The organism is Dialister sp. UBA1703, from assembly GCA_002320515.1.
Classification (GTDB): Bacteria; Bacillota; Negativicutes; order Veillonellales; family Dialisteraceae; genus Dialister.
Genome location: DCJJ01000132.1, coordinates 1 through 4,218 on the forward strand (window position 1 = coordinate 1; position 4,218 = coordinate 4,218).

Sequence of the window (4,218 nt, forward strand, 5' to 3'; positions counted from 1 at the left end):
TTATAAGAATTTTTATGCACTGCTTCGTCATGGGACTCCTTAAATAGCTCGCTATTCGCGTCGTCCCATTCCTTGCATTGCATAAAAATTCAAGAATAAAAGCAAACAATGATTTAATCAGCGCTTCCCTAAGAACCCGACCGCCAAAGGCCGGTCAAACTTGAGAACCTCTTCCACAACACTTTCCCACATAACCCTTTTACAGAACCTGCCGCGAAGCGGCCACAACCAGCGGCGTCAGCCGTGCCCCTTTTGCGCCCAAAGGGCGCCCCCTCTGAACCCTCTGAACCCTTTGAACCCGGGGCCGCTTCGCGGCCCCAAGGAGGTATCTATGAAACGGAAAGGCTTTCTTCTCTTCTGGGCCCTGTGCGGGCTTTCGGCGGCAGGCGTCCTGATCGCCGGCATGGCTTTTTCTCTTCATACGGCTCTGGAGTGGGAGGGAAAGCGGGAGATGGCGCTGGACGAGGCTCTCCTGGCCCAGGACAGAATGGAGCGGGCCAAGTATTATCTCCGCTTCGGGAAGGGGGCCATGCCGTCTTCCGAAAGGGTCACGCGGAATGGAAGGGTATACCAGGTAGACATCCGGCGGCAGGCGGAGGAATTTCAGGGGGTGCCCATGGTCCGCGTCCGGTGCCGGGCGGCGGGCAGGGGGAGCGAAGGGTTTGTACTGGAAACGCTGGTGGAGGACAGGGGATGAAGAGGAAGGGACTGATGCTGCTGGACGCCCTGATGGCCCTCCTTCTGCTGTCAGCCCTTGCTGCCCTGATGGCGCCGCTGGCAGGCAGCTGGCTGACCGCTCTGGAAATGGGGACAGCGCGGACGAAGCTTTCGGAAACAGGGCTTTTTGCCATGGATTTCATGGTGGAAAAAATCAGGAACAACCGGCGCCCCATGGCAAAGGCGGTGAATGGGGACAGCTATGATTATGCGGCTATTACGGATAACGGCACCGATGGTACCTACCGTTTCTTCGTGGACAGGGAGAAGCTGAAAATCCAGCTCTACAACGATACCATCCAGCCTATAACAGGAGAGCACACCGGCCCTGAGAGCGATGTTTTCCTGCCGGGAGAAGGACATCTTTTCCGGCAGGAGGGCGGCGGGCCGGTGAGGATTTCCTTTACCATGTACCGGCAGATGAAGGGGAGGGACCTGGATTTTGAAACTTCCGTCATTCCCTACGCCGATTTCTATGAAAAGGGGAAGGTCTATGAATAGGAGAAAAGGAAGTCTGGCCCTCTCCCTCCTTCTCTTCCTTACGGCCCTGCTCACCCTGTCCCTGGGATTTCTTTTTTACCAGGGAAGGAGCCGGGAGGCCGTCATTCATTACAGGAAGGGACTTCAGTCCGTCTACGGAGCGGAAAGCGGGGCCAGCTGGGCCCTGGCGCTGCTCTCCCAAGGCGGGGAGAAAAGGGATCTGTCCCTTACCCTTTTGGGCAGGATGGTAACCGTATCCTTTCCGGAAGAAGGGAAAATCCAGTCCATGGCGGAGGATGGAAGGAAGGATTACCGGCGGTATGTGGTGATTTCCTATACTTTGGAAGAAAAGGAAGGAAAAGGTCTGCTGAAAGTGGAGGACATCAGAAGTGAACCGTAAAGAACAGTGGATTAAGAAATTACAGGCCCATCCCCTGTGGCAGCAGTGGCAGGCCTGGCGCCATCCCTTCATGATCTGTTTCCTTCTGGACGGCAGGCTCTGGGCGGCGGACCTGGAGGGCCGCCGTTTCCTTCGCCGCTCCTCTGCGCCGGTGGAAAAGGTGACGGCAGAAAATATAACCGCCGCCTTCCGGGAGCTTCAAGAAAAGGGGATGAAGTGGAAGGATGTGCTTCTCCTTGTCAATTTCCCGGATCTTCGGATGGAAAACAGGAAATATCCCGCCATGACGGAGGAGGAAATGGAAGAAACCATGTACTGGGAGGAAGACCGGCTCTTCCGGACGGAGGAGCCCATGGCCGTAGGCTATGAGGTGACCTCCCACACGCCGGCGGGCTGGGAGGTGCACGTGGAGGCAGTGAAAAAAGGGACCCTTTCCCTGTGGGAAAAGAGCGCCCTTTCCGCAGGCGTCCGCATAGGGAAGGTTCTTCCTGTGACGGCCATCCCCCTTTCCCCGCTGCCCCATTTCATCCTTTACGGCCGCCGGCGGTCGGCCATCCTTATTTTCCGCACAGAAAAACTCCTTCGCAGCCGCATCCTGAAGAAGGATGAGGAAGGGAAAATGTCCCTCTTCATGGGCCGCTGCCTTTCCAATTTCCACATGGAAAAGGCAGGCTGCTTCTTCATCCCCCTGGCGGACTGCAGGGAAGAGGAGCGGATTTTCTGGAAGGACAGGGTAAAGAAGGAAATCGAAGGGACGGACAGCCTTCCTGCCGGCGCCGTGACCATGGAAGAAACTCCCTTTTCAGGCTCCGCCACCGCCTGGCAGGCCATGGAGCCTCTCTGGAAAGGGATGGACCATGGGCATCTCACCCTGCCCCTTACGGAAAAGGCGCCGCCCTTCATCAGTCCTGAAAACAGAACCCTTCGGGCAGCCCAGGCCCTCTGCCTTCTGGGGATGGGGTTCTTCCTTTATTCCGGTGGACAATTCATTGCCGCCAGCAGCCATCTCGAAGATCTCCGGCAGGAAGGGGAAGCCCTGGTGCCGCAAAAGGAGCGCATGGTGCAGGCAAGGCAGGAAAGGGCGGAGGAAAGAGAGATTCTGGATCTTTTGCAGAAGCTGGAAAAAAGGGACGGGAAATGGGAAGAAAAACTGGTGTCTTTGGGCGAATCCCTGCCTCCGGGCATTGTGATTTCCTCCATCCGCCAGGAAGGGGACATCCTTCATATCAAAGGCACCGCCCAGTCGCCGGAGCAGGTGACCCTCTTTCGGAACTCCTTCTCCGCCTCCTGGGGAAAGCCCCTGCAGAACGGGAAAAGGCAGGTAAACCCTGTCACCCGGCTGGTGGACTTTACCATTTCACTGAAAGGAGGGGCCCATGGACTGGAAAAACCTCAGAAATGACAGGAAATACAGGGGCGTTTTCCTCCTCCTTGCCCTCCTCCTCTTTCTGGGCGGCGGATACCTCAAACTCATGACGGCGGAAAAGGAAAGCCTCAGCGCCGCCAAAGACATGGAAAACAGGGAAATCAGGCACTTCGCCGCCCTGCCTGAAGCACCGTCCCGCCTGCCCTTTCTGGAAAGCCTCTTCCCTGCTGTTTCCTCCGCCTCCCTTTTGAATGCCCTGGAAGAAACGGGCCTCAAAGCGGACACCGTTAAGGAAGAAGAAATGGAAGGGGAGAAAGGAATATTTCACATTTTTCATATTTCCGGCACCGGCACCTATGCACAAATTGTGCAAACCTTTGATATAATAAAAGGCAAAGAAAGATGGAGTGCCGTGAACCTCAAAGAACTGAAACGGTCCCCCAAAGGACTGGCCTATGAAATGGAGATCCAGACATTCCAAATCCGAGGTACCTATGAAAAAGAGAAATATAGTCCTCATCGGGCCCATGGGCACCGGCAAGAGCCGGGCGGCGAAGATCCTTTCTGACGGACTGGAATGGCAGCTGGCGGACACGGACCGGATGATGGAACGAGAAACCGGAAAGAAAATAGCAGATTTTTATAAAGAAGCAGGCCCCGAAGCCTTCGCGGAAAAGGAAATGCAGGTCATAGGCCACGTGCGCTACTACCACGAAGCGGTGATTGCCATGGGTGGCAACTACCCCATGACAGAAGAAAAATTCCACCTCCTCTCCGAATACGGCCTCATGATCCTCCTCTACGCCCGCCCCTTCCGCCTGGCGGAACGGGTGCGCCGCCGGATCGGCAAAAGACCGACCATGGACTACTCCGACGTAGACGGCTACGTGCGGCAGATGCTCCGGAAATGGGCGAAATGGAGGGACCGGGTGGACCTGGTCATCAACACCACCAACTGCCACCCCGAACAGACCGCCCTCCTCATCGCCAGATATATAGACCAGCACCACGTGACCTTCGCGGAACGGAGGAAATAGGGGCGCTGGATGGGCCATGGCGGTGCTTTCCAGTATTCCCGAAGGTTGACACGCCCTTACGGGCGTGAGGGTTGAGGCAGCCGCCGGGCCTCTGGTCCTGGGCTGCCAGGGTTCTGCCTGTGATCGGCTTCGCCTTACAGGCGGGCTCCGGGCTTCCGCCCTCGGGAGGTATGAAGTACTGTGGAGGCCCTGCATAGGACCTCCAAGTCAGCCAAAGT

Annotated in this window: 6 protein-coding genes; all 6 read left to right on the top strand. The window is 56.7% G+C overall.

The features are described 5' to 3' along the window. Nucleotides 1–331 precede the first annotated feature (331 nt). The 6 genes from B2Y11_RS05900 to B2Y11_RS05925 are packed head-to-tail and all read left to right on the top strand — an operon-like array spanning nucleotide 332 to nucleotide 4,000. Entirely contained in the window at nucleotides 332–697 is a 366-nt protein-coding gene (locus tag B2Y11_RS05900) for a hypothetical protein (RefSeq protein WP_291057272.1), read from the top strand. Continuing rightward, nucleotides 694–1,218, top strand: a complete 525-nt coding sequence (locus B2Y11_RS05905) for a hypothetical protein (RefSeq protein WP_291057274.1) — start codon at nucleotides 694–696, stop codon at nucleotides 1,216–1,218. The genes B2Y11_RS05900 and B2Y11_RS05905 overlap by 4 nt, the downstream gene beginning before the upstream one ends. Continuing rightward, entirely contained in the window at nucleotides 1,211–1,597 is a 387-nt protein-coding gene (locus B2Y11_RS05910; RefSeq protein ID WP_291057276.1) for a hypothetical protein, read from the top strand. Before B2Y11_RS05905 ends, B2Y11_RS05910 begins: the two co-directional genes overlap by 8 nt. Then, nucleotides 1,587–2,999, top strand: a complete 1,413-nt coding sequence (locus B2Y11_RS05915) for a PilN domain-containing protein (protein WP_291057278.1) — start codon at nucleotides 1,587–1,589, stop codon at nucleotides 2,997–2,999. The genes B2Y11_RS05910 and B2Y11_RS05915 overlap by 11 nt, the downstream gene beginning before the upstream one ends. Then, the gene (locus B2Y11_RS05920) at nucleotides 2,974–3,531 is read left to right on the top strand and encodes a hypothetical protein (protein WP_291057280.1); all 558 of its coding nucleotides are present in this window, start codon (nucleotides 2,974–2,976) and stop codon (nucleotides 3,529–3,531) included. The genes B2Y11_RS05915 and B2Y11_RS05920 overlap by 26 nt, the downstream gene beginning before the upstream one ends. Continuing rightward, the gene (locus B2Y11_RS05925) at nucleotides 3,419–4,000 is read left to right on the top strand and encodes a shikimate kinase (RefSeq protein WP_291057283.1); all 582 of its coding nucleotides are present in this window, start codon (nucleotides 3,419–3,421) and stop codon (nucleotides 3,998–4,000) included. Before B2Y11_RS05920 ends, B2Y11_RS05925 begins: the two co-directional genes overlap by 113 nt. The last annotated feature ends 218 nt before the right edge of the window (nucleotides 4,001–4,218 follow it).

Excerpts from the sequence above, each read along its gene's own strand:
- B2Y11_RS05900 (WP_291057272.1), top strand. The coding sequence starts at position 332 with ATGAAACGGAAAGGCTTTCTTCTCTTCTGGGCCCTGTGCGGGCTTTCG.
- B2Y11_RS05910 (WP_291057276.1), top strand. The coding sequence starts at position 1,211 with ATGAATAGGAGAAAAGGAAGTCTGGCCCTCTCCCTCCTTCTCTTCCTT.
- B2Y11_RS05925 (WP_291057283.1), top strand. The coding sequence starts at position 3,419 with ATGAAATGGAGATCCAGACATTCCAAATCCGAGGTACCTATGAAAAAG.
- B2Y11_RS05905 (WP_291057274.1), top strand. The coding sequence starts at position 694 with ATGAAGAGGAAGGGACTGATGCTGCTGGACGCCCTGATGGCCCTCCTT.
- B2Y11_RS05920 (WP_291057280.1), top strand. The coding sequence starts at position 2,974 with ATGGACTGGAAAAACCTCAGAAATGACAGGAAATACAGGGGCGTTTTC.